This window comes from Nocardia sp. NPDC004168, from assembly GCF_040610355.1.
Classification (GTDB): domain Bacteria; phylum Actinomycetota; class Actinomycetes; order Mycobacteriales; family Mycobacteriaceae; genus Nocardia; species Nocardia sichangensis.
In genome coordinates, this window is record NZ_JBEXME010000005.1 from 134,614 (window position 1) to 156,540 (window position 21,927).

A 21,927-nucleotide genomic window follows, 5' to 3' on the forward strand; every position below is an offset into this window, starting at 1 on the left:
AGTGGAAGCGAGTCAGTAGAACATGGGTCTCGAGGAAAAACTGCCCAGCGGCTTCCTGCTGAGCACCGTCGAGGATTTCGCCGGATACCTGCGCAAGGGCTCCCTGTGGCCGGCCACCTTCGGGCTCGCCTGCTGCGCCATCGAGATGATGGCCACCGGCGGGGGCCGTTTCGACATCGCCCGCTTCGGCATGGAGGCCTTCCGCGCCTCGCCGCGGCAGGCCGATCTGATGATCGTCGCGGGCCGGGTGAGTCAGAAGATGGCTCCGGTGCTGCGCCAGGTCTACGACCAGATGACCGAACCCAAATGGGTGCTGGCGATGGGCGTCTGCGCCTCCTCCGGCGGGATGTTCAACAACTACGCCATCGTGCAGGGCGTCGATCACGTGGTGCCGGTGGACATCTACCTGCCCGGCTGCCCGCCCCGGCCGGAGATGCTGCTGAACGCGATCCTGGCATTGCACGCCAAGATTCAACAGATGCCGCTCGGCGTCAACCGCGAGGAAGCCATTCGCGCCGCCGAACAGGCCGCGCTCGCCTCGACGCCGACAATCCGGATGGAGGGTCTGCTGCGATGACCTTCGACACCCCCGACGACACCGAAACACCGCCCGCGCACGACGCGATCGATGCCGCCGCCACCGCGGGCCCCGAAGGCACACTGCCCGAGGAGGATTCCAGGCCGGCGGAGGCCGACGTGATCGGCGTGCGCCGCGGCATGTTCGGCGTCACCGGCACCGGCGACACTTCCGGCTACGGCCGCCTGGTCCGCCCCGTCACCCTGCCCGGCGGCACGCCCGCCCCCTACGGCGGGTACTTCGACGAGTTGGTCGCCGCGCTCCACGCCGCGCTCGCCGCCACCGGCGCCCGCTCCGACGCCGCGCTCGAGAAGGTGATCGTCTTCCGTGGCGAACTCACGCTGCACGTGCGCCGGGAACATCTGCCCACGGTGGCCCGCGCGTTGCGCGACGATCCCGCACTGCGATTCGAGCTCTGCCTCGGCGTCGACGGCGTGCACTACCCGGAGGACTCCGGCCGTGAACTGCACGCCGTCTACCACCTCATGTCGATCACGCACAACCGCCGTCTACGGGTGGAGGTCTCCGCACCGGACGCGGACCCGCACATCCCCTCGCTCTACGAGGTGTATCCGACCACCGACTGGCATGAGCGCGAGACCTACGACTTCTTCGGCATCCGGTTCGACGGGCACCCCTCGCTGACCCGGATCACCATGCCGGACGACTGGCGCGGTCACCCCCAGCGCAAGGACTACCCGCTCGGCGGGATCCCGGTCGAATACAAGGGCGCGCGCATCCCGCCGCCCGACGAGCGGAGGGCATACAGCTGATGAGCGACACCGACACCGAACCCGAGGTCACCGCGCCCGAGCCCGCCACGGTCACCGTCGGAGGCCAGGACTGGGACCAGGTGGCCGAGACGTTGTCCGGCGCGGGCGAAGAACGCATCGTCGTCAACATGGGTCCGCAGCATCCGTCCACCCATGGTGTGCTGCGCCTGATCCTCGAGATCGAAGGCGAGACGGTCACCGAGGCCCGCTGCGGAATCGGCTACCTGCACACCGGGATCGAGAAGAATCTCGAATTCCGCAACTGGACCCAGGGCGTCACGTTCGTCACCCGGATGGACTACCTGTCGCCGTTCTTCAACGAGACGGCGTACTGCCTTGGCGTGGAGAAACTGCTCGACATCACCGAGCAGATCCCCGAGCGCGCCACGATCGTCCGTGTGCTGCTGATGGAACTCAACCGCATCTCCTCGCACCTGGTCGCCCTGGCCACCGGCGGCATGGAGCTCGGGGCGTTGACGCCGATGCTGTTCGGCTTCCGCGAACGCGAGCTGATCCTCGACGTGTTCGAGACGATCACCGGCCTGCGGATGAATCACGCGTTCATCCGCCCCGGCGGCCTGGCTCAGGATCTCCCCGACAACGGCGTCACCAAGGTGCGCGAACTGCTCGCGCTGCTGCCCGAACGGCTGCGCGATATGGAGCGCCTGCTCACCGCCAACCCGATCTGGAAGGCCCGCACCCAGAACATCGGCTATCTCGACCTGCAGGGCTGCATGGCCCTCGGCATCACCGGCCCGGTGCTGCGCGCCACCGGCCTGCCGCACGACCTGCGCAAAGCCCAGCCTTACTGCGGCTACGAGAATTACGAATTCGACGTCCCCATCACCACCGGATGCGACTGCTACGGCCGCTACGTCATCCGGGTGGAAGAGATGAAGGAATCGCTCAAGATCGTCGAGCAGTGCCTGGACCGGTTGCGGCCCGGCCCGGTCATGATCGACGACAAGAAGATCGCCTGGCCCGCCGACCTGCAACTCGGCGCCGACGGACTCGGCAACTCTCCCGAGCACATCGGCAAGATCATGGGCAGGTCCATGGAGGGCCTGATCCACCATTTCAAGCTGGTCACCGAAGGCATCCGCGTTCCGGCCGGCCAGGTGTACGCGGCCGTCGAGTCACCGCGCGGCGAGCTGGGCGTGCACATGGTCAGCGACGGCGGCACCCGGCCCTACCGCGTGCACTATCGCGACCCCTCGTTCACCAATCTGCAAGCGGTCGCGGCGATGTGCGAGGGCGGCATGGTCGCCGACGTCATCGCCTCGGTCGCCAGCATCGACCCCGTCATGGGCGGAGTGGACCGATGAACCCGGCAACAGACGGCGATACCCCGAACGGCGGCTACGGGACCGGTGGCACGCGGGTCCTGCTGAAGCTCAGCGCCCGGCCCGAGCCGTACCAGCCCTTCGTGCGCGAACGGCTCGAAACCGACGCCAAGGAGATCATCGCGCGCTATCCGCATCCGCGCTCGGCGCTACTGCCCCTGCTGCACCTGGTGCAGTCCGAGGAGGGTTGCGTCACCGGCACCGGAATCGAGTTCTGCGCCGAGCAATTGGGCTTGACCGGCGCCGAAGTCACCGCGGTCGCCACCTTCTACTCGATGTTCCGGCGCACACCGACCGGCGACTACCACGTCGGCGTCTGCACCAATACGCTCTGCGCGGTCATGGGCGGCGACGCCATCCTCGCCGCACTCGAGCGCCACCTCGGCATCGGGCACGGCGAGACCACCGCGGACGGATCGATCACGCTGGAGCACGTCGAGTGCAACGCGGCCTGCGACTTCGCGCCGGTCGTCATGGTCAACTGGGAGTTCTTCGACAACCAGACCCCCGAGTCCGCGCGGGCGCTGGTGGACGCGCTGCGAGCCGGACAGCAGGTCACCCCGACCAGGGGCGCGCCGCTGTGCACGTTCAAGCAGACCGCCCGCATCCTCGCCGGTTTCCCCGACGAGCGCCCCGGTGTGCTCGACGGCGCGGCCGGTGACGCGACACTCGCCGGCCTGCGGGTGGCCCGCGAACAGGGCATGCGCGCCCCCGCGCCGGAAGAGGACACGGAGGGCAGGCGATGACGCTCACCCCGGTGCTGAGCACCTACTGGGACGATCCGCAGTCCTGGACGATGGACACCTACCTGCGCCACGACGGCTACCAGGCGCTGCGCACCGCCCTGCGGACGGACCCGGATCAGATCATCCAGACCGTCAAGGACGCGGGCCTGCGCGGGCGCGGCGGCGCGGGCTTCCCCACCGGCATGAAATGGAGTTTCATCCCGCAGGGGCCGGGTCCCGACGGCGTCACCAAACCGCACTACTTGGTGGTGAACGCCGACGAATCGGAACCAGGCACCTGCAAAGACATTCCGCTCATGCTGGCCGCCCCGCACGCGCTGATCGAAGGCGTCGTCATCGCCGCCTACGCCATCCGCGCGGCGCACGCGTTCATCTACGTGCGCGGCGAGGTGGTTCCAGTGCTGCGGCGGCTACAGGCCGCGGTGGCCCAGGCCTACCAGGCGGGCTTCCTCGGTCATGACATCCTCGGCTCCGGCTACGACCTCGAGCTGATCGTGCACGCGGGCGCGGGCGCCTACATCTGCGGTGAGGAGACCGCACTGCTGGACTCGCTGGAAGGGCGCCGCGGCCAGCCTCGGCTGCGCCCGCCGTTCCCCGCCGTCGCGGGTCTGTACGCCTGCCCGACCGTGGTGAACAACGTCGAGTCCATCGCCAGCGTGCCGCCCATCATCCGCAACGGCATCGCGTGGTTCCGCTCCATGGGCAGCGAGCGCTCGCCCGGCTTCACGCTCTATTCGCTGTCGGGTCACGTCACCCGGCCCGGGCAGTACGAGGCCCCGCTGGGCGTGACGCTGCGCGAACTACTCGGCTACGCCGGTGGCGTTCGCGCCGGGCATCGGGTGAAGTTCTGGACTCCGGGCGGCTCGTCCACGCCGCTGTTCACCGAGGAACACCTCGACGTGCCGCTCGACTACGAAGGCGTCGCGGGTGCGGGATCCATGCTCGGCACCAAAGCCTTGCAGATCTTCGACGACACCACCTGCGTGGTGCGCGCCGTGCTGCGCTGGACGGAGTTCTACGCCCACGAGTCCTGCGGCAAGTGCACCCCATGCCGGGAGGGCACCTACTGGCTGGTGCAGCTGCTGCACCGTATCGAGGCGGGCACCGGCGTCGCATCCGACCTGGACAAGCTGCTCGACATCAGCGACACCATCAACGGCAAGTCGTTCTGCGCCCTCGGCGACGGCGCGGCCAGCCCGATCATCTCCTCGCTGAAGTACTTCCGCGAGGAGTACGTCGAACACCTGCGGCTGGGCCGCTGCCCGTTCGACCCGGCGCGCAGCACGGCATGGGCCGAGTCAGGAGAAGAGGTCCGATGAAACCGGTATCGCGGAGCGATTCGATCAGGGGTGGCGGCCGGGCGGCGAACGGGCCTGCCGCCGTGCGTGACAACAACGGCGGGCCCGCGCCCGCCGACCTGGTGACCGTGACCATCGACGACACCGCCGTCAGCGTGCCGCCCGGCACACTGCTGATCCGGGCCGCCGAGCTCATCGGCATCCAGATCCCCCGCTTCTGCGACCATCCACTGCTCGACCCGGTCGGCGCATGCCGTCAATGCCTGGTCGAAGTCGAAGGGCAGCGCAAGCCGGTCGCCTCCTGCACCATGGCCGTCGCCGACGGCATGGTGGTGCGCACCCAGCTCACCTCCCCCGCCGCCGACAAGGCGCAGGAGGGCGTGATGGAGCTGCTGCTGATCAACCATCCGCTGGACTGTCCGGTGTGCGACAAGGGCGGCGAGTGCCCGTTGCAGAACCAGGCGATGTCCACCGGCCGCGCCGAAAGCCGGTTCGACGGCCGCAAACGCACCTATCCCAAACCGATTCCGCTGTCCACGGCCGTGCTGCTGGACCGGGAACGCTGTGTACTCTGCGCCCGCTGCACCCGTTTCTCCCAGCAGATCGCGGGCGACCCGTTCATCGAACTGATGGATCGCGGCGCGCTGCAACAGGTCGGCACCGCGCAGGCCGAACCGCTGGATTCTTATTTCTCCGGCAACACCGTGCAGATCTGCCCCGTCGGCGCGCTCACCGGCACCGCCTACCGATTCCGCGCGCGCCCGTTCGACCTGGTGTCCAGCCCGAACGTCTGCGAGCACTGTGCCTCCGGCTGCGCCCAGCGCACCGACCACCGGCGCGGCAAGGTGTTGCGCAGGCTGGCCGGAGACGATCCGCAGGTCAACGAGGAGTGGAACTGCGACAAGGGCCGGTGGGCTTTCGCCTACGCCACCGGACCCGACCGGCTCACCACCCCCCTGGTGCGCGGCTGGGACGGCGAACTCGCCCCCGCCTCGTGGTCGCAAGCGCTGGCCGCGGCCGCGGAGGGGCTGGCCGCGTCCTTCGGCAACGCCGGCGTGCTGGTCGGCGGCCGGGTCACCGAGGAGGACGCCTACGCCTACGCGAAGTTCGCGCGAGTCGCCCTCGGCACCAACGATGTCGACTTCCGCTCCCGCGCGCATTCTGCCGAGGAGGCCGATTTCCTCGCCGCCCGCGTCGCGGGCCAGGACGGCGCGGTCACCTACGACAGCATGGAAGCCGCACCGGTCGTCCTGCTCGTCGGATTCGAACCCGAGGAAGAATCGCCGATCGTCTACCTGCGGCTGCGCAAGGCGGCCCGCAAGCGCGGCCTGCCGATCTACTCGCTCGCGCCGTACTCCTCGCGCGGGCTCGAGCGCATGTCCGGACGGCTGATGCGCGCCGTGCCGGGCGCCGAACCGCATCTGCTCGACGCCATCCGCACCGGCGAGATCACCACGCCCGGCGCGGATCCCGCCCAGCTGGCCGATCTGGCCCGGCTGCTGCGCGAACCCGGTGCGGTGATCATGGTCGGCGAGCGGATGGCGGGCGTCGCGGGCGCGCTGTCGGCCGCGGTGCGCCTCGCCGACGAAACCGCGGCCGCCCTCGCCTGGGTGCCGCGCCGGGCAGGCGAACGTGGCGCGGTCGAAGCGGGCGCCATGCCCGGCCTGCTTCCCGGCGGCAGGCCCGTCGCCGATCCCCGTGCCCGCCAACAGGTCCGCGCTGTCTGGAACGTGCCGGAGCTGCCCGTCGGCGCGGGCCGGGACACCACCGCGATCCTGGAGGCCGCCTCCGGCCTCGGCGCGCTGGTCATCGGCGGAGTCGATGTCGCCGACCTGCCCGATCCGGCCGCAGCGCTGGCCGCGATCGACGCGGCCAGGTTCGTGGTAAGTCTGGAACTGCGCCGCAGCCCGGTCACCGAACGCGCCGACGTGGTCTTCCCGGTAGCCGCGGCCATGGAGAAGTCCGGCACCTTCCGCACCTGGGAGGGCAGGCCGCGCCCGTTCGCCGCCGCGCTCGGTGACGACATGGTGCGCCGCCAGACCGCGCCGCTGTCGGATCAGCGCGTGCTGCACGCCATCGCCGAGGAGATGTCGGTGCGCCTCGGCCTGCCCGACATCGAATCCGCCCGCGCCGAGCTCGCCGAACTCGGCGCGTGGGACGGCGCACCCGTCACCGCCCCCACGCACGCGCCGAACCCGTTGCCGCGGCTCGAGCCGGGAACGGCGGTGCTCGCCAGTTGGCGCATGCTGCTGGACGAAGGCCGGATGCAGGACGGCGAACCGAATCTGGCCGGCATCGCCCGGCCCCCGGTGGTGCGCCTGTCGGCGGCCACCGCCGCCGAGATCGGCGTACAACCCGACGACCCGGTCACGGTCGCGACCAGCCGCGGCACGGTCACGCTCCCCCTGATGATCAGCGACCTGCCCGACCGGGTGGTCTGGCTGCCGCAGCACTCGCCCGGCTGCTCCATCGCCGAGCAACTCGCCGTGCAGCCCGGCGCGATCGTGCATCTGCGGCACGCCGACGAGAGGATGAAGGAGCACCGTCATGAGTGATCTCGCCGCGCTCGCCTTGACCTCCACGGTTACCCACGCCGCCTCCGATCCCTACGCGCCCTCCGGCTTCGGGCACGACCCTTTGTGGCTGGTGATCGTCAAGGCGCTGGCCGTCTTCGTCTACCTGATGCTGATTCCGCTGATCGCCGTGCTCGCGGAACGAAAGATCGTGGCACGCATGCAAATGCGGATCGGCCCCAACCGGACCGGGCCGTTCGGCTCGTTGCAGAGCATCGCCGACGGCGTGAAGATGGCCCTCAAGGAGGACATCGTCCCGGCGATCGTGGACAAGCCGATCTACATCCTGGCGCCGGTCATCTCGGTGGTGCCCGCCTTCATGGCGTTCGCGGTGATCCCCTTCGGGCCCGAGGTGTCGTTCTTCGGTGTCATCACGCCGTTGCAGCTCACCGATCTGCCGGTGGCGGTGCTGTACATCCTCGCGATCACCTCCATCGGCGTCTACGGCATCGTGCTGGCCGGATGGTCGTCGGGCTCGACCTATCCGCTGCTGGGCGGGTTGCGCTCGACCGCGCAGGTCATCTCCTATGAGATCGCGATGGCGCTGTGCTTCGCGACGGTGTTCCTGCTCGCGGGCACCATGGCCACCTCCGGCATCGTGTCCGCGCAGGAAGGCACCTGGTATGTCTTCCTGCTGCTGCCGTCGTTCCTGATCTACTGCGTCTCGATGGTCGGCGAGACCAACCGGGCGCCGTTCGACCTGCCGGAGGCCGAGGGCGAGCTGGTCGGCGGCTTCCACACCGAGTACTCCTCGCTCAAGTTCGCCATGTTCATGCTGGCCGAGTACGTCAACATGGGAACGGTGTCCGCGCTGGCCACCACCTTGTTCCTGGGTGGCTGGCACGCCCCGTGGCCGCTGAACATGTGGGACGGCGCCAATTCCGGTTGGTGGCCGGTGCTGTGGTTCACCGCGAAGGTCTGGACGTTCCTGTTCGTGTTCATCTGGCTGCGCGGCACACTGCCCCGGCTGCGCTACGACCAGTTCATGAACCTCGGTTGGAAACTGCTGATCCCGACCTCGCTGGCTTGGGTCATGGTGGTGGCCACCGCACGGGTGCTGCAGGCCGAGGGCTATCGGGTGCAAACCCCCATCCTGGTGATCGGCGGCTTGGTGGTCACCGGTCTGCTGGTGCTGCAATTCCTGCGGGCGGGCCGGGCGCAGGCGGCGCCGCCACCGGTCGAGCAACCCGTGACCGCGGATTCCCCCGAGTCGACGGTCTTCCTCGGCTTCCCGGTTCCGCCGCTGCCCGCCGACGCGCACACACGCGACGCCACCCGCACCAAAGCCGGGCTGTTCGATCCACTGGGCGGGTTCGCGGTCACCGCGGGCACCATGTTCAAGAAGCCGAACACCGAGTTCTATCCCGAGCAGAAGACGCCGACCGCGCCGCGTTACCACGGCAGACACCAGCTCAACCGGCATCCCGACGGCTTGGAGAAGTGCATCGGCTGTGAGTTGTGCGCATGGGCCTGCCCCGCCGACGCGATCTACGTCGAGGGCGCCGACAACACCGAGACCGAACGGTTCTCGCCCGGTGAACGATACGGCCGGGTCTATCAGATCAACTACCTGCGCTGCATCGGCTGCGGCCTGTGCATCGAAGCCTGCCCCACCCGGGCGCTGACGATGACCAACGACTACGAGATGACCGATGACAACCGGGCCGACCTGATCTACGAGAAGGACCGATTGCTCGCCCCGTTGCAGCCCGGAATGACCCCACCGCCGCACGCCATGCACCCCGGCGCCGACGAGGCCGACTACTACCTGGGCCGGGTGCCCGGCGCGCCTGCCACCAGCGGTGCCACGGCGACCGACGCACTCCGCAAACCCGCCGCCGCCGGCGCGGAAGGAGTGACACGATGACCGAACTCATCCTGGCCGCGGAGCCACTGACCCGCGCATCCACCGGCGAGACCGTCCAATTCTGGATCCTCGCCCCTATCGCCGTGCTCGGCGCGCTCGGCATGGTGTTCGCCCCCAAGGCCGTGCACTCCGCACTGTGCCTGGCCGCGACGATGATCGCGCTGGCCGCGTTCTACATCGCCCAGGACGCACTGTTCCTCGGCATCGTGCAGATCGTGGTCTACACCGGCGCGGTCATGATGCTTTTCCTGTTCGTGCTGATGCTCGTCGGCGTCGACTCCGCCGAATCGCTCAAAGAGACCATCCGCGGCCAGCGACTCGCCGCCGCCGCGGTCGGCATCGGCTTCGGGCTGCTGCTCAGCGGCGGCATCGCCCACGGCGTACGCGAATCCGGAACCACCTTCCCCGCCAACGGTTTCCCCGGCCGCAACGTGATCGCCGAATTGGCCGAACTGATCTTCCTGCGCTACGTGTGGGCATTCGAACTCACCGGCGCCCTGCTGATCACCGCCACCATCGGCGCCATGGTGCTCGCGCATCGCGAGCACTTCGGCCCCCGCACCGATCAGCGTGAACTGTCGCGCCGCCGCTTCCGCGAGAAGGGCCACCGCGCCACACCACTGCCCACCCCCGGCGTCTACGCCAGGCACAACGCGGTGGACATTCCCGCGCGGCTGCCCGACGGGTCGTTCGAGGAACTGTCGGTCAGCACCATCCTGCGGCACCGCCGCACCAGGGCGCTCACCGAAGCGGCCGTCATCTCGGTCGGCACCACGCCCGCGGCGGACGCGGCCGACACACCCAGCGACGAGGAAGGCAACCGGTGAATCCCGAGAACTACCTGTTCCTGTCCGCCCTGTTGTTCACGATCGGCGCGGCCGGAGTGCTGCTGCGGCGCAACGCCATCGTCGTGTTCATGTGCATCGAGTTGATGCTCAACGCGGTGAACCTCGCGTTCGTCACCTTCGCCCGGATGCACGCCAACCTCGACGGACAGGTGTTCGCGTTCTTCACGATGGTGGTCGCCGCGGCCGAGGTGGTGGTCGGCCTGGCCATCATCATGACCATCTTCCGCACCCGCCGCTCGACCTCGGTCGACGACGCCAACCTGCTGAAGTTCTGACGTGGACACCGCAACGCTGTGGCTGCTGCCCGCCCTCCCCCTGGCGGGCGCGATCGTCCTGCTGCTGACCGGACGTTACGCCGACAAGTGGGGCCATCTGCTCGGCACCGCGCTGGCCCTGGCCTCATTCGTGGTCGCCGCGCTCGCGTTCGCCGACATGCTCGAGCGCGACACCGCCGACCGCGCGGTGCGCGAGGATCTGTTCAGCTGGGTTCCGGTAGCCGGTCTCCAGGTCGACTTCTCGCTGCGACTCGATCAGCTGTCGATCTGTTTCGCGCTGCTGATCACCGGCGTCGGCTCGTTGATCCACATCTACTCGATCGGCTACATGAGCCACGATCCGGCTCGGCGGCGGTTCTTCGCCTACCTGAACCTCTTCCTCGCGGCCATGCTGCTGCTGGTCCTGGCGAACAACTACCTCGTGCTCTACCTCGGCTGGGAGGGCGTCGGCCTGGCCTCCTACCTGCTGATCGGGTTCTGGCACGAAAAGCCCTCGGCGGCAACGGCGGCCAAAAAGGCCTTCGTCGTCAACCGGGTCGGCGACATGGGCTTGGCGATCGCGATGATGGTCATGTTCGCGACGTTCGGGTCGATCGACTTCGACGTCGTGTTCGGCGCCGCGTCCGCCGCGGGCGAGGGCACACTCACCGCGATCGGCCTGTTGCTGTTGCTGGCCGCGTGCGGCAAGTCCGCGCAGGTGCCGCTGCAATCCTGGCTCGGTGACGCGATGGAAGGCCCCACCCCGGTGTCGGCGCTCATCCACGCGGCAACCATGGTCACCGCGGGCGTGTACCTGATCGCGCGCTCCAACGCGATCTTCGACCTCGCACCGAACGCGCGCCTCGGCGTGGTGCTGGTCGGCGCGGTCACCCTGCTGTTCGGCGCGATCATCGGCTGCGCGAAGGACGACATCAAGAAGGCGCTCGCCGCCTCCACCATGAGCCAGATCGGCTACATGGTGCTGGCCGCCGGACTCGGCCCCGCCGGATACGCCTTCGCCATCATGCATCTGCTCACCCACGGGTTCTTCAAGGCCGGGCTGTTCCTCGGCGCCGGTTCGGTGATGCACGCGATGAACGACGAAACCGACATGCGCCGCTACGGCGGACTGCGCACCCTGCTGCCGATCACCTACGTCACCTTCGGCCTCGGCTACCTCGCCATCATCGGTGTTCCGCCGTTCGCCGGATTCTTCTCCAAAGACCGGATCATCGAGGCGGCGTTCAACCAAGGCGGTCTCGGTGGAGTCGCCTTGGGACTGGTCACGCTGCTGGGCGCGGGACTGACCGCGTTCTACATGACGCGGGTCATGCTGATGACGTTCTTCGGCGAACGGCGCTGGAAACCGGACACCCACCCGCACGAAGCCCCCGCGGTGATGACCGGGCCGATGATCCTGCTCGCCCTCGGCTCGATCGGGGCGGGCGCGGTGTTCGTCTTCGGCTCCTCGCTGCAGAACTGGCTCGAACCGGTCGTGGGCGCCCACCACGGCACCGAAACCGTTCCCGCGGCGCTGGTCACCATCCTGGCGCTGGGCGTGGTCGCCGTCGGAGTCTGGGTGGCCTACTCGCAATACGCGCAGCGCGACATCCCCGGGACCGCACCCGAAGCCGTCTCCGCGCTCACCGTCGCGGCGCGCCGCGACCTCTACGGCGACGCGGTCAACGAAACGGCGTTCATGCGGCCGGGACAGTACCTCACCCGGGCGTTGGTCTTCCTAGACAATCGCGGCATCGACGGCGTCGTGAACGGCACCGCGGCGCTGATCGGCGGGTTGTCCGCACGAGCCCGGCGTGTGCAGTCAGGCTTTGTGCGCTCCTATGCCCTGTCCATGTTCACCGGCGCGGCCCTGGTGGCCGCAGCCCTGCTGGCGGTGAGGTTGTGGTGAGCGAGTTCCCCTGGTTGACAACGCTGTGGCTGGCGCCGGTCGTCGGTGCGGCGATCGTGCTCGTGCTGCCCGCCGCGCGACGCACGCTCGCGCGCGCGGTGGCACTGGCCTTCTCGGTGCTCACGCTAGGTATCGGCATCGCGCTGGCGGTGCGCTTCGATCCCGGCGGCGCGCAATACCAGTTCGTCGAATCCCATCAGTGGATTCCGGCGTTCGGCGCCGGCTACACCCTCGGACTGGACGGCATCGCACTGGTGCTGGTGCTGCTGACCGCGGCACTGGTGCCCCTGCTGATCCTGGCGGGCTGGCACGACGAACGCGAAGTCGGCAGCGGCAAGCGGGTGGCCCACACCTACGTCGCGCTCATCATGCTTGTCGAGGCGATGGTGCTGGTCTCCTTCGTCGCCTTGGACATCCTGCTGTTCTACGTCTTCTTCGAGGCGATGCTCATCCCGATGTACTTCCTCATCGGCGGGTTCGGGCCGCGCACCGGCGACGCGCTGGTGCGCAGGCAGCGCTCGCGCGCGGCGGTGAAGTTCTTGCTGTACAACCTGTTCGGCGGGCTGATCATGCTGGCCGCGGTCATCGGGTTGTACGTACTCACCGCCCGCGAAGGTTTGGGCGAAGGGTCCTCGGGCACGTTCGATTTCCGCACCGTCGTCGCCGCCGCCAACGCCGGGCAGCTCGGCGCGGGTCCCGCGGTGCTCAATGCCCTGTTCCTCGGGTTCATGTTCGCTTTCGCGGTGAAGGCGCCCTTGTGGCCGCTGCACACCTGGCTGCCCGACGCCGCCGTCGCCGCCACGCCTTCCAGCGCGGTGCTGATGATGGCGGTGGTCGACAAAGTGGGCACCTTCGGCATGCTGCGCTACTGCCTGCCCCTGTTCCCCGACGCGTCGAGCACCTATGCGCCGCTGGTGATCACGCTCGCGGTGATCGGCATCGTCTACGGCGCGCTGCTGGCCATCGGGCAGACCGACGTGATGCGCCTGATCGCCTACACCTCGATCTCCCACTTCGGTTTCATCATCCTCGGCGTCTTCGCCATGACCAGCCAGGGGCAGACCGGCGCGACGCTGTACATGGTCAATCACGGCATCTCCACCGCCGCACTGTTCCTGGTGGCCGGGTTCCTGGTGTCGCGGCGCGGAACCCGGCTCATCGCCGAGTACGGCGGCGTGCAGAGGGTGGCCCCGGTGCTGGCGGGCACGTTCTTCATCGCCGGTCTCGCGACGCTCTCGCTACCCGGGCTCGCACCCTTCGTCAGCGAATTCCTCGTGCTGATCGGTACCTTCACCCGCTACCAGTTCGCCGCCGTGATCGCCGCGAGCGCGCTGGTGCTCGCTGCCCTCTACGTCCTGTGGCTCTACCAGCGGATGATGACCGGACCGGTGAAGAAAGGCAACGAGCGGATCTGGGATCTCGCCCCGCGCGAACTCGCCGTCGTGATACCGCTGATCGCCGCGCTGCTGTTCCTCGGCATCTACCCGAAAGTCTTGACCGACTTCATCAATCCCGCGGTGAGCCAGACCCTCACCACCATCGGCCGGACCGACCCCGCACCGTCGACACCACCGGCGGAAGCGGGATCGACCCACCATCCCGGAGGTGTCCACAAATGACCGACCTCGCCTCCACCGCGACGCTCGCCGCGAGCGTTCCCGCGCCGAGCATCGAATACGGCGCCCTGTCCCCCATGCTCATCGTGTTCGGCGCCGCCGTCCTCGGTGTACTGGCCGAAGCGTTCGTCGCCCGGCACTACCGCTATGCCACCCATCTGGTACTGAGCGTGGGCGGCTTGGTCGCCGCGCTGATCGCGGTGGTGCTGCTGGCGGGCACCGAATCCACCGCTGTCGCCGGTGCGGTCGCGATCGACGGCGTGACGCTGTTCCTGCAGGGCACGATCCTGGTGGTGTCGCTGCTCGGGATCCTGTTCATCGCCGAGCGCGGAGCCGAGCCGCGTCTGCGGGCGCGGTCGGGCCCCGGAACCTGGAGCCGAGCCGCCGCCACCCTCGAACGCGGTGTGGACGCGTTCACGCCCCAGGCCTCGGCGGTGCCCGGCAGCGCGACCGAAGCCGCGGCGCTGCGCGCGGGTGTCGCGACCACCGAGGTGTTCCCCCTGACGCTGTTGGCCGTCGGCGGATTGCTGCTGTTCCCGGCGTCCAATGACCTGCTGACCATGTTCGTCGCCCTCGAAGTGCTGTCGCTGCCGCTGTATCTGCTGTGCGGTCTGGCCCGGCGCAAGCGGTTGCTCTCCCAAGAGGCGGCGCTGAAGTACTTCCTGCTCGGCGCGTTCTCCTCGGCGTTCTTCCTCTACGGCGTCGCGCTGCTGTACGGCCAGGCGGCTACGGTGCGACTCGGCGGCATCGCCGACGCGATCGCCCAGCATCCGGACAACGCGACGCTGGCGGTCCTCGGGATCGCGATGCTCGCGGTCGGCCTGCTGTTCAAGATCGGCGCGGTGCCGTTCCAGTCCTGGGTGCCCGACGTCTACCAGGGCGCTCCCACCGCGATCACCGGGTTCATGGCCGCCGCTACCAAAATCGCGGCGGTCGGCGCGTTGGTGCGTGTGCTGCAGGTCGCGGTGCCCGGTCTGCGCGACGACTGGCGGCCCATCCTCGCGGCCGTCGCGATCGCCACCATGGCCGTCGGCGCGGTCATGGCGATCACGCAGACCGACGTCAAACGAATGCTCGCGTATTCCTCGGTGGCGCATGCCGGGTTCCTGCTCACCGGCCCGGTGGCGGCCAACGACCGCGGTGTCGCGGCCGTGCTGTTCTATCTGCTGGCCTACGGAATCGGCACACTCGGCGCGTTCGCGGTGGTCAGCTCGGTCCGTGAGCCGGACGGTGACGAGGCCACCGGCCTGCCACGGTGGGCGGGGCTGGGCCGCAGATCCCCCTGGCTGGCAACGGTATTCGCGCTGTTCCTGCTTTCCTTCGCGGGGTTGCCGCTCACCAGCGGCTTCGTCAGCAAGTTCACCGTCTTCGAAGCCGCCGCTTCGGGCGGCGCTGCGCCACTGGTCGTCATCGGCGTGATCTGCAGCGCCGTCGCGGCGTTCTTCTACCTGCGGGTCATCGTGCTCATGTTCTTCACCGACCCGCCCGCCGACGCGCCGGTGCTGGTCAGCCCGCCGCTGACGACGACGATCGTGGCGGTCACCGCGGCGATCACGTTCGCGCTCGGTGTCTTTCCGCAGCCGTTGCTCGACCTCGCCGATCAGGCGGCGACGTTCGTTCGCTGACCGGCCCGATGCCGCCGCACGACCGCCGCGGCATCGTCGTCTCACGGCTCGACGCGCTCAGGCCCCGCGCCGGCCTTGCAGCGCTTTCGCGATCAGCGCCCGGGCGCGATCGCCGTACTCGGCTTGGTCGGCAAGGATCGCGAAGGTCTTCTCGTGCAGAGCGATCTCGGACGGGCGCGTGATCGTCAGCTCCGCCGAGACCGTCTCGGTCAGCACCTGTGAGCGGTCGTAGATGACGAAGTTCGTCGCGGGGGCGCGGTATTCGGCGCAGATCGGGATGATGCCCAACCGCACAGTCGGGTTGGCCATCACCGCGAGCAGGTGGGCGAGCTGCTCGGCCATGACGGTCGCGTCGCCGACCGTGCGCCAGAGCGCGGCTTGGTTGACCACGAAGTGGAACCGGTGTTTCGCCCGGAAGAGCACCTGCTTACGGGTCATGCGCGCGGCCACCGCTTCTTCCAGGTCGTCGCGCCCACCGGTCACCGCGATGCAGGCGGTCAGGATCGCGCGCGCGTAGCCCTCGGTTTGCAGCAGCCCCGGCAACGTGTCCGGCGCGTACCAGCGGATCTGCGTGGTCTGCGATTCCAAATGGATCGATTGCCGTTGCCTGCGCGCGTGCCCGGAGGCGACGGTGCGCTGCCATTCCAGGTACATCGACTGCAGATTGCGCGCATTGGCGACCAGATCGTCCAGCACGGCGGTGTTACCGCACGCTTCACACCACGCGGCGAGGTCCGCTTCCGACGGCGTCTGCTTGCCGCCCTCGATCCGGGAGACCTTGCTCGAATGCCAGCCGCACCTCGCGGCCAGCTCCAGGCCGGTGAGATGGGCAGCGCGACGAAGTTCACGCAGGCGCGCGCCCAGCACCTCGCGTGCGTCCGACACACCGTTCACTCGGGTACGTGCTCACTCTCGCAATATCGTTGATGATCGATGCCCATGGGCCACAGCCGTTCCCGCACCCGCAGGTACCGGGCGACCAGCGCCGGATCAGTACTGATCGACAGCCCGGTGAACGCCCCGTTCTCGGCGAAGGTGTTGAAGGCCACCGTGTCCGAGTCGAACAGCCAGTAGTCGTCGTGCGGCAGATCCGCCGCGTCGACCAGATGCCGCGGTAGCCAGCGCACCGCCTCGCCGGTGGCGATGTTGTCGTCGGTCGCCGACAACAACCACCGGGTGTAGCCGGTATGCGGGACCGTCACGACACGTAGTCGCTCCAGCGTGACTCCGCGGGTGGCCGACTCGACCATCAGAGCATCCCAGGCTTTCCACGACTCGGGCTGTTCCTCTCGCTCGTACGCTACTCCGGCATCGAAGCGGCGCAACGCTTCCTGCTCGTCCTCCATCAGGTACTGATCTCTCACCTCCAAGTGGAAAGCGCGGAATCGAGCCGCCCGAAAGAGCGGCTCGAAACAGCGGTCACCGGCGACGTGCAGCATCAGCGCACCACCACGGCGGTTTCGTGACAGTCGAGGGTCAACTGGGCGAGCAGTTCGGGGTCGGTGACCGGTTCGCCGGCCACCAGCACCGATCCGCAGGTTCCACTCGGCTCCACCCGTAGCCACATGCCTGGTTCCAGCCAGTCCAGCAATTGGTGCGGTACACGCACGGTGCCCGTGCGGTCGGTGGCATCGCCCTGCACCACGAGCACGCCGGTGTCGGTCGCATACACGGCGGGGCAAGCTCCATGGTCGGATCCGGATCCGAGAAGTCGCAGGTTCATAGCTGATCCTTTGCGAGAGCTGGCGGACGATGTCGTGCAATCGTCCCCACCGGACCCGATGCCGGTCAACGCACTTCGCAAAGTCGCGCAAAATGTGGGCGGCGGTATCGGTGTGGCTTCTACCGTCGATTCGGCAACCCGGGCCACCGCGCCGATGTCGGTCCCGGGCTGCCTTCTCCTCGATGGAAAGGGCCGCGACATGATGAGACGCCCCAGGACTGCCGCCGATTTCGCGGTGCTGGGTGTGCTGGCGCCGGGCGGGTTGCTCACTGTGGAGCAGCTGGCGCAGCAGGCGCGGCTGACCGCCTGGTCGGTGCGCAGCGCATTGCTGCGCCTGCAGTCGCGCGGTTTGATCATGGACTGCCAGCACCGCGGCCGCTGGGCCATCACGCCGCGCGGCCGCGGCGAGTGGGCCGCGAAGGGCCGCAGATTCACGTTGTGAGCCGGATCCCGAGACTTCGCAGGCGACTCCAGCCGATTCAGGACTTGTCGAGGATTTCGCGCAGCCGGTCGGCGAAGGCGCCGGGATCGTCGACGAATCCGGTGTGTCCACCGGGGAACAGCGCTGGCGTCAGGTCGAGCGCCGCGGCGAGCGCGCGCGAGGTGCGATCACAGAATTGCCCGGCGGATTCCGCGCCGATACCGATGACGAGACGAGTGGACGCGTGGCGCAGGGCGCGGATATCGGGTTCCCAGGTGGTGGTGCCGCGGATCTCGTGGGCGAACCAGTAACGTTCACTGGCCAGCTGCCGCGGGTCGCGCTCCGGGCCGAACATCTGCTCGAGCACCGGCTCGGGCATCGCAATGTTCGCGGCCGCGAAGAACTTCCGCCAAGCCCCGAGCACGTCGCCTCGGGCATAGGTGGCGACGAGGTCGTCGGTTGCGGCTCGATGCGCGTCCCGGTCGGCGATCAGCGCATTGATCGGTGGTTCGTGCGCGATCGCCGTAGTGACGAGATCAGGACGAGACCGGGCGAGTGCGAGCGCGGTCACCGCACCGCCACTGGAACCGAAGACCACGGCGGGCCCGGCGTCGACGTGCGCGATCAGCCGGACGAGGTCGTCGGCGCGCAGTTCCGGCGTCGAGTCCGCTTCGGCGTCCTCCAGCGTGGAACCTTGGTGCCCACGCGGGTCGGTGGTGAGCACGGTGTGGTCCACGGCCAGCAGGTCGGCCAACGGCGCGAACGCGGCGGCGTCCATCGGCGCGCCCGCCAGTACGACCAGCGGGCCCGCGCCACGCAGTTCGTAGTACAGGTGCGCACCCGGGACGTCGAGGGTCCGCGCGGTGACCGCGGACGGCAGATGGGTCATGGGTTCTCCTCGTGCAGTCGGTTCCCTCTTCGGAATGCAGACGATGTGCACGAACGAAATTCATCGACCCAGCGCAGATGATTTCTCCGCAGCCGGCTAGATCGCGGGTAGCTGCTCGCCTTGTACGACTTCGATGTCGAGGTCGATTTTGACGGTGGTGCCGACGGCGGCCACTCCCGCGCGCACGACCGCGTTGTAATCGATCGCGAAATCGTTGCGATGCAACACTGTTTCGGCGTGGAAAGCAGCACGCACGCCGCCCCATGGATCCGCTCCGAAGCCACCGTAGGTGACCTCGAGATCGACCGGACGGCGCTGCCCGTGCAGGGTGAGCTCACCCGGCATCACCCAGGTGTCACCACCGGTACGACGCAACCCGCTGCCGGTGAATGCGATCAGCGGATAGGTGTCGACATCCAAGAACTCCGGCGAACGGAGGTGATTGTCACGCGCGGAGATACCGGTATCGATACTCGCCGCTTTGATCTCCGCGTGTCCGGTGGACCGCTCGAACGGCTCACCGATATCGAGCCGCCCGCTCACCTCGGCGAATCGGGCCTTGATGCTCGCTATACCCAGATGACGCACCGTTGCGATCACCGTCGAATGCAGCGGATCGATCGTCCACGGCCCCGGTGGCGGTGCCGCCACCGTCCCGGCGATCGGCGCCAACACCATCTCCCCGAGCACACCCGTCCCTGCTGGAGAGATCCGCACGGTCCGGGCTACGGGCTCGAACCCGACAGCGGTGAGCACCGCGGTATGTACACCCGCGGGCAACAGCTCAGTGCCCACCGCCCCGGTCTCGTCGACGACCGCACGGGCGATCTGGCGCCCCGTCATATCCGTGACTGTCAACACCGCGTTCGGCACCGGCCACCCTTGTGCGGTGCGAACACGACCGGTCAATCCGCTCATCAACGATCCTCGATCTCGTAACCGAGCCGCACATCGTGGGCGACCTCGCCACCGGACACGGTGACCTGCCCGGTCACCGGCGGATAACCGCGCGCAACGACGGTGTACTGCCCTTCGGGCAGATCGGTCACGACATACCGGCCGTTCTCGTCGGTGCGTGCCGTGGCGGTCACCTGCCCCGCGGCGTCGAGCACACTGACCAGGACATCCGGCACCGCTCGGCTGCCCTCGGCCCACGCGGAGCCGGCAAGCACCGCCATCGTGGCCAACTCGATGTCATGACGCAAGACACCGCTGTCCGGCACCGTCAATGTGGTGGCACTGGGACGCATATGCTCAGCGACCGCGACCAGGGTATAGACACCTGAGACCACACCGCGACATACGTAGGTGCCGTCGCCGCCTGTGACAGCCGACCCGACCACCTCGCCACGCAAATCGGTCAACGTGACGGTCGCACCCGGCAGCGGCACACCGGGGCCGGCGGTACGAACGACACCCGACAACTCGCCGGAGCCCACCAAGGTCAGATCCAGGCGATGGGGCCGCTGGCCGACCGGCACGTTCACCGCGGTCGGCTGGTGCCCCATCGCCGACACGATCAACACATGGTCACCCGTCTCCGGCGCGGTGATCGCGTAACCACCATCAGCAGCGCTGTTCGCCCGCGCGACCTGACGGCCACCGTGATCAACCAACGTCAACACCGCACCCGGCACCGGACGACCGTCTTCACGATGGACACGACCACCCAACGCCCCACCATCGAAGTCCGACCCCGACAAGCCGCCAGTCGACTGACCGTTCTGTGACGACGCGGCCATCCGGTATACACGACCGTTCTGCTCTACCACCGCATGCCGCCCGATCGACGCGGCTGGGACCGGCTCGGGCAAAACCCGCTCGGCGCCTTCCCAGAGTTGGTTTTCCTCCCAGCTCGACTCGGCGAATGCGTCCAGTTCCGCATCCAGTGCGGCCATGTCGTCCGTGGCAGTCGGATCGTCCTGCACCGCAGACTTTTTCGTGGTCGGATCGAGCGCGGGATCGATGTCGATCGTGCGGCGCAGCGGACGGTTCGGCAGCAAGGCCGCCGCGATGAGCGCGACGACCGTCGCGGCGGCGGCGATGAGGAAGATCCGCCCGGTCGCGTCACCGTAGGAGGCGCGCACGATGGTCGCGATAGGCGCAGGCAAGGCATTGAGATTCAGATTGCCGCCGCCCGTGGTGCCGGTCCGCACGCCGAGCCTGGCGAATCCCTCCGCGGACAGTTCGCTGACCCGGCTGGCCAGTACCGAGCCGAGCACGGAGACGCCGATGGCGCCGCCGAAGGTGCGGAAGAAGGCGACGCTGCTGGAGGCGGCGCCGATGTTGTGCACGCTGACGGTGTTCTGTACGGCCAGGACCAGGTTCTGCATCATCATGCCGACGCCGAGGCCGACGATGGTGATGTAGGCGCCGACTTGCCACAGGTTGGTGGCGTGGTCGATGGTGGACAGCAGCGCGAATCCGGTTACCAGCAGCGCGGCGCCGGAGACGACGAAGCTTTTCCATTTGCCGCGTCGGGTGATGAGCTGGCCGGAGCCGACCGAGGCGGTCAGCATGCCCGCGACGAGCGGGATGGTCAGAACACCGGCGATGGTCGGGGAGTAGCCGCGTGCGGTTTGGAAGTATTGGCCCAGGAAGGTGGTCGCGCCGAACATGCCGACGCCGACGGCGATGGAGGCGATGATCGCCAGGCCTGTGGTGGGTTCGGTGACGATCGGCAGCGGGATGATCGGTGACTTGGCGCGGGACTCGACCCACACGGTCGCGAGCAGCAGCAGTACGCCGGCGGCGACGTAGATCGCCGATTCCCGCGACATCCACGCGTAGTACCCGGCTTTGCCTGCGAACGACACCCAGATCAGCAGCACCGAGACGCCAGCGGTCAGCAGTGCGGCGCCGAGCCAGTCTATGGACACTCCGTCCTTGCGTTCGGTGGGCAGTCGCAGGGTGCGTTGCAACAGCGCCAGTGCGATCACCGCCAGCGGCACGCACACGAAGAAGCACCAGCGCCAGCCCAGGGGGCTGTCGACGATGACGCCGCCGAGGATGGGGCCGCCGGACATCGAGACCGCCATCACCGCGCCCATGTAGCCGGAGTAGCGTCCGCGTTCGCGTGGGGCGACGATGGAGCCGATGATCGCGACGACGAGCGCGGTCAGCCCGCCCATGCCGATGCCTTGGACGACGCGTGCGGCCAGCAGTATCGGCACGGTGTGGGCGAGTCCGGCGATGATCGAGCCGGTGACGAAGATGACGATGGCCGATTGGACCAGCAGTTTCTTGTTGAACAGGTCGGCGAATTTGCCCCAGATCGGGGTGGAGGCGGCGTTGGCCAGCAGCGCTGTGGTGATGACCCAGGCGTAGGCGGTCTGCGAACCCTCCAGGTCACCGATGATCGTCGGCAGCGCGGTGGCGACGATCGTCGTGCTGAGCAGCGCCGTGAACAACGCCGCCAGCAGCCCGGTCATCGCTTCCAGGACCTCGCGGTGGGTCATCGCGGCG

Annotated in this window: 18 protein-coding genes and 3 pseudogenes; 14 read left to right on the forward strand and 7 right to left on the reverse strand. The window is 68.4% G+C overall.

From position 1 onward, the window contains the following. Nucleotides 1-22 precede the first annotated feature (22 nt). The 13 genes and pseudogenes from ABZW96_RS12450 (at nt 23) to nuoN (ending at nt 15,429) form a co-directional block, all read left to right on the forward strand. Complete coding sequence (locus ABZW96_RS12450; protein WP_040866749.1) at nt 23-577, forward strand: NADH-quinone oxidoreductase subunit B; 555 nt, start codon at nt 23-25, stop codon at nt 575-577. Beyond that, entirely contained in the window at nt 574-1,350 is a 777-nt protein-coding gene (locus ABZW96_RS12455) for an NADH-quinone oxidoreductase subunit C (RefSeq protein WP_355073993.1), read from the forward strand. Before ABZW96_RS12450 ends, ABZW96_RS12455 begins: the two co-directional genes overlap by 4 nt. After that, nucleotides 1,350-2,675 carry an NADH dehydrogenase (quinone) subunit D gene (gene nuoD / locus ABZW96_RS12460; protein ID WP_355073995.1) on the forward strand — a complete coding sequence of 442 codons (1,326 nt, stop codon included), beginning with the start codon at nt 1,350-1,352 and terminating at the stop codon, nt 2,673-2,675. The genes ABZW96_RS12455 and nuoD overlap by 1 nt, the downstream gene beginning before the upstream one ends. After that, nucleotides 2,672-3,439, forward strand: coding sequence for an NADH-quinone oxidoreductase subunit NuoE (gene nuoE / locus ABZW96_RS12465; protein ID WP_355073996.1), 768 nt, complete (start codon nt 2,672-2,674; stop codon nt 3,437-3,439). Before nuoD ends, nuoE begins: the two co-directional genes overlap by 4 nt. Beyond that, nucleotides 3,436-4,758 (forward strand): NADH-quinone oxidoreductase subunit NuoF, encoded by a 1,323-nt coding sequence (gene nuoF / locus ABZW96_RS12470; RefSeq protein ID WP_355073997.1) that lies wholly within the window; start codon nt 3,436-3,438, stop codon nt 4,756-4,758. Before nuoE ends, nuoF begins: the two co-directional genes overlap by 4 nt. Next, on the forward strand, nt 4,755-7,292 hold the full coding sequence (locus ABZW96_RS12475) for an NADH-quinone oxidoreductase subunit G (RefSeq protein WP_355073998.1): 2,538 nt from the start codon (nt 4,755-4,757) through the stop codon (nt 7,290-7,292). The genes nuoF and ABZW96_RS12475 overlap by 4 nt, the downstream gene beginning before the upstream one ends. A 16-nt stretch (nt 7,293-7,308) precedes the next feature. Continuing rightward, nucleotides 7,309-8,586, forward strand: a pseudogene (nuoH, locus tag ABZW96_RS12480) (NADH-quinone oxidoreductase subunit NuoH); the annotation flags it as partial. Nucleotides 8,587-8,592: 6 nt separating this feature from the next. After that, nucleotides 8,593-9,177, forward strand: a pseudogene (gene nuoI / locus ABZW96_RS12485) (NADH-quinone oxidoreductase subunit NuoI); the annotation flags it as partial. Beyond that, nucleotides 9,174-10,004 (forward strand): NADH-quinone oxidoreductase subunit J, encoded by an 831-nt coding sequence (locus ABZW96_RS12490; RefSeq protein ID WP_355074000.1) that lies wholly within the window; start codon nt 9,174-9,176, stop codon nt 10,002-10,004. The pseudogene nuoI and the gene ABZW96_RS12490, both read left to right, overlap by 4 nt. Then, nucleotides 10,001-10,300 (forward strand): NADH-quinone oxidoreductase subunit NuoK, encoded by a 300-nt coding sequence (gene nuoK, locus ABZW96_RS12495; protein WP_355074002.1) that lies wholly within the window; start codon nt 10,001-10,003, stop codon nt 10,298-10,300. Before ABZW96_RS12490 ends, nuoK begins: the two co-directional genes overlap by 4 nt. A 1-nt stretch (nt 10,301) precedes the next feature. Next, nucleotides 10,302-12,188, forward strand: a complete 1,887-nt coding sequence (gene nuoL / locus ABZW96_RS12500; protein ID WP_355074004.1) for an NADH-quinone oxidoreductase subunit L — start codon at nt 10,302-10,304, stop codon at nt 12,186-12,188. Continuing rightward, complete coding sequence (locus ABZW96_RS12505; RefSeq protein WP_355074006.1) at nt 12,185-13,807, forward strand: NADH-quinone oxidoreductase subunit M; 1,623 nt, start codon at nt 12,185-12,187, stop codon at nt 13,805-13,807. Before nuoL ends, ABZW96_RS12505 begins: the two co-directional genes overlap by 4 nt. Then, the gene (gene nuoN, locus ABZW96_RS12510) at nt 13,804-15,429 is read left to right on the forward strand and encodes an NADH-quinone oxidoreductase subunit NuoN (RefSeq protein WP_355074008.1); all 1,626 of its coding nucleotides are present in this window, start codon (nt 13,804-13,806) and stop codon (nt 15,427-15,429) included. The genes ABZW96_RS12505 and nuoN overlap by 4 nt, the downstream gene beginning before the upstream one ends. Before the next feature lie 57 nt (nt 15,430-15,486). On the opposite strand, the gene ABZW96_RS12515 is transcribed toward nuoN, so the two are convergent. From ABZW96_RS12515 to ABZW96_RS12525, 3 genes are read right to left on the reverse strand one after another with little or no spacing between them, the layout of a single operon-like run. Then, nucleotides 15,487-16,314, reverse strand: a complete 828-nt coding sequence (locus tag ABZW96_RS12515; protein ID WP_355074010.1) for a helix-turn-helix transcriptional regulator — start codon at nt 16,312-16,314, stop codon at nt 15,487-15,489. Nucleotides 16,315-16,319: 5 nt separating this feature from the next. Then, entirely contained in the window at nt 16,320-16,868 is a 549-nt protein-coding gene (locus ABZW96_RS12520) for a DUF6879 family protein (RefSeq protein WP_355074012.1), read from the reverse strand. After that, nucleotides 16,868-17,101 (reverse strand): hypothetical protein, encoded by a 234-nt coding sequence (locus ABZW96_RS12525; RefSeq protein ID WP_355074014.1) that lies wholly within the window; start codon nt 17,099-17,101, stop codon nt 16,868-16,870. Before ABZW96_RS12525 ends, ABZW96_RS12520 begins: the two co-directional genes overlap by 1 nt. 250 nt (nt 17,102-17,351) lie before the next feature. On the opposite strand from ABZW96_RS12525, the gene ABZW96_RS12530 reads away from it, so the two are divergent. Then, nucleotides 17,352-17,594: a helix-turn-helix domain-containing protein gene (locus ABZW96_RS12530; protein WP_159929549.1), complete on the forward strand. Its 243-nt coding sequence runs from the start codon at nt 17,352-17,354 to the stop codon at nt 17,592-17,594. A gap of 37 nt (nt 17,595-17,631) precedes the next feature. On the opposite strand, the gene ABZW96_RS12535 is transcribed toward ABZW96_RS12530, so the two are convergent. The 4 genes and pseudogenes from ABZW96_RS12535 to ABZW96_RS12550 form a co-directional block, all read right to left on the reverse strand. Next, on the reverse strand, nt 17,632-18,462 hold the full coding sequence (locus ABZW96_RS12535; protein ID WP_355074016.1) for an alpha/beta hydrolase: 831 nt from the start codon (nt 18,460-18,462) through the stop codon (nt 17,632-17,634). Between the two features lie 96 nt (nt 18,463-18,558). After that, the gene (locus tag ABZW96_RS12540; RefSeq protein WP_355074017.1) at nt 18,559-19,380 is read right to left on the reverse strand and encodes a YceI family protein; all 822 of its coding nucleotides are present in this window, start codon (nt 19,378-19,380) and stop codon (nt 18,559-18,561) included. Beyond that, complete coding sequence (locus ABZW96_RS12545) at nt 19,380-20,360, reverse strand: carboxypeptidase-like regulatory domain-containing protein (RefSeq protein ID WP_355074431.1); 981 nt, start codon at nt 20,358-20,360, stop codon at nt 19,380-19,382. Before ABZW96_RS12545 ends, ABZW96_RS12540 begins: the two co-directional genes overlap by 1 nt. A 66-nt stretch (nt 20,361-20,426) precedes the next feature. After that, nucleotides 20,427-21,920: pseudogene (locus ABZW96_RS12550) on the reverse strand (MFS transporter); the annotation flags it as partial. Between the last annotated feature and the right edge of the window lie 7 nt (nt 21,921-21,927).

Excerpts from the sequence above, each read along its gene's own strand:
- ABZW96_RS12490 (WP_355074000.1), top strand. The coding sequence starts at position 9,174 with ATGACCGAACTCATCCTGGCCGCGGAGCCACTGACCCGCGCATCCACC.
- ABZW96_RS12535 (WP_355074016.1), bottom strand. The coding sequence starts at position 18,462 with ATGACCCATCTGCCGTCCGCGGTCACCGCGCGGACCCTCGACGTCCCG.
- ABZW96_RS12545 (WP_355074431.1), bottom strand. The coding sequence starts at position 20,360 with ATGGCCGCACTGGATGCGGAACTGGACGCATTCGCCGAGTCGAGCTGG.
- nuoD (WP_355073995.1), top strand. The coding sequence starts at position 1,350 with ATGAGCGACACCGACACCGAACCCGAGGTCACCGCGCCCGAGCCCGCC.
- ABZW96_RS12455 (WP_355073993.1), top strand. The coding sequence starts at position 574 with ATGACCTTCGACACCCCCGACGACACCGAAACACCGCCCGCGCACGAC.
- ABZW96_RS12530 (WP_159929549.1), top strand. The coding sequence starts at position 17,352 with ATGATGAGACGCCCCAGGACTGCCGCCGATTTCGCGGTGCTGGGTGTG.
- ABZW96_RS12475 (WP_355073998.1), top strand. The coding sequence starts at position 4,755 with ATGAAACCGGTATCGCGGAGCGATTCGATCAGGGGTGGCGGCCGGGCG.
- ABZW96_RS12450 (WP_040866749.1), top strand. The coding sequence starts at position 23 with ATGGGTCTCGAGGAAAAACTGCCCAGCGGCTTCCTGCTGAGCACCGTC.
- ABZW96_RS12520 (WP_355074012.1), bottom strand. The coding sequence starts at position 16,868 with ATGCTGCACGTCGCCGGTGACCGCTGTTTCGAGCCGCTCTTTCGGGCG.
- nuoN (WP_355074008.1), top strand. The coding sequence starts at position 13,804 with ATGACCGACCTCGCCTCCACCGCGACGCTCGCCGCGAGCGTTCCCGCG.
- nuoE (WP_355073996.1), top strand. The coding sequence starts at position 2,672 with ATGAACCCGGCAACAGACGGCGATACCCCGAACGGCGGCTACGGGACC.
- ABZW96_RS12540 (WP_355074017.1), bottom strand. The coding sequence starts at position 19,380 with ATGAGCGGATTGACCGGTCGTGTTCGCACCGCACAAGGGTGGCCGGTG.
- nuoF (WP_355073997.1), top strand. The coding sequence starts at position 3,436 with ATGACGCTCACCCCGGTGCTGAGCACCTACTGGGACGATCCGCAGTCC.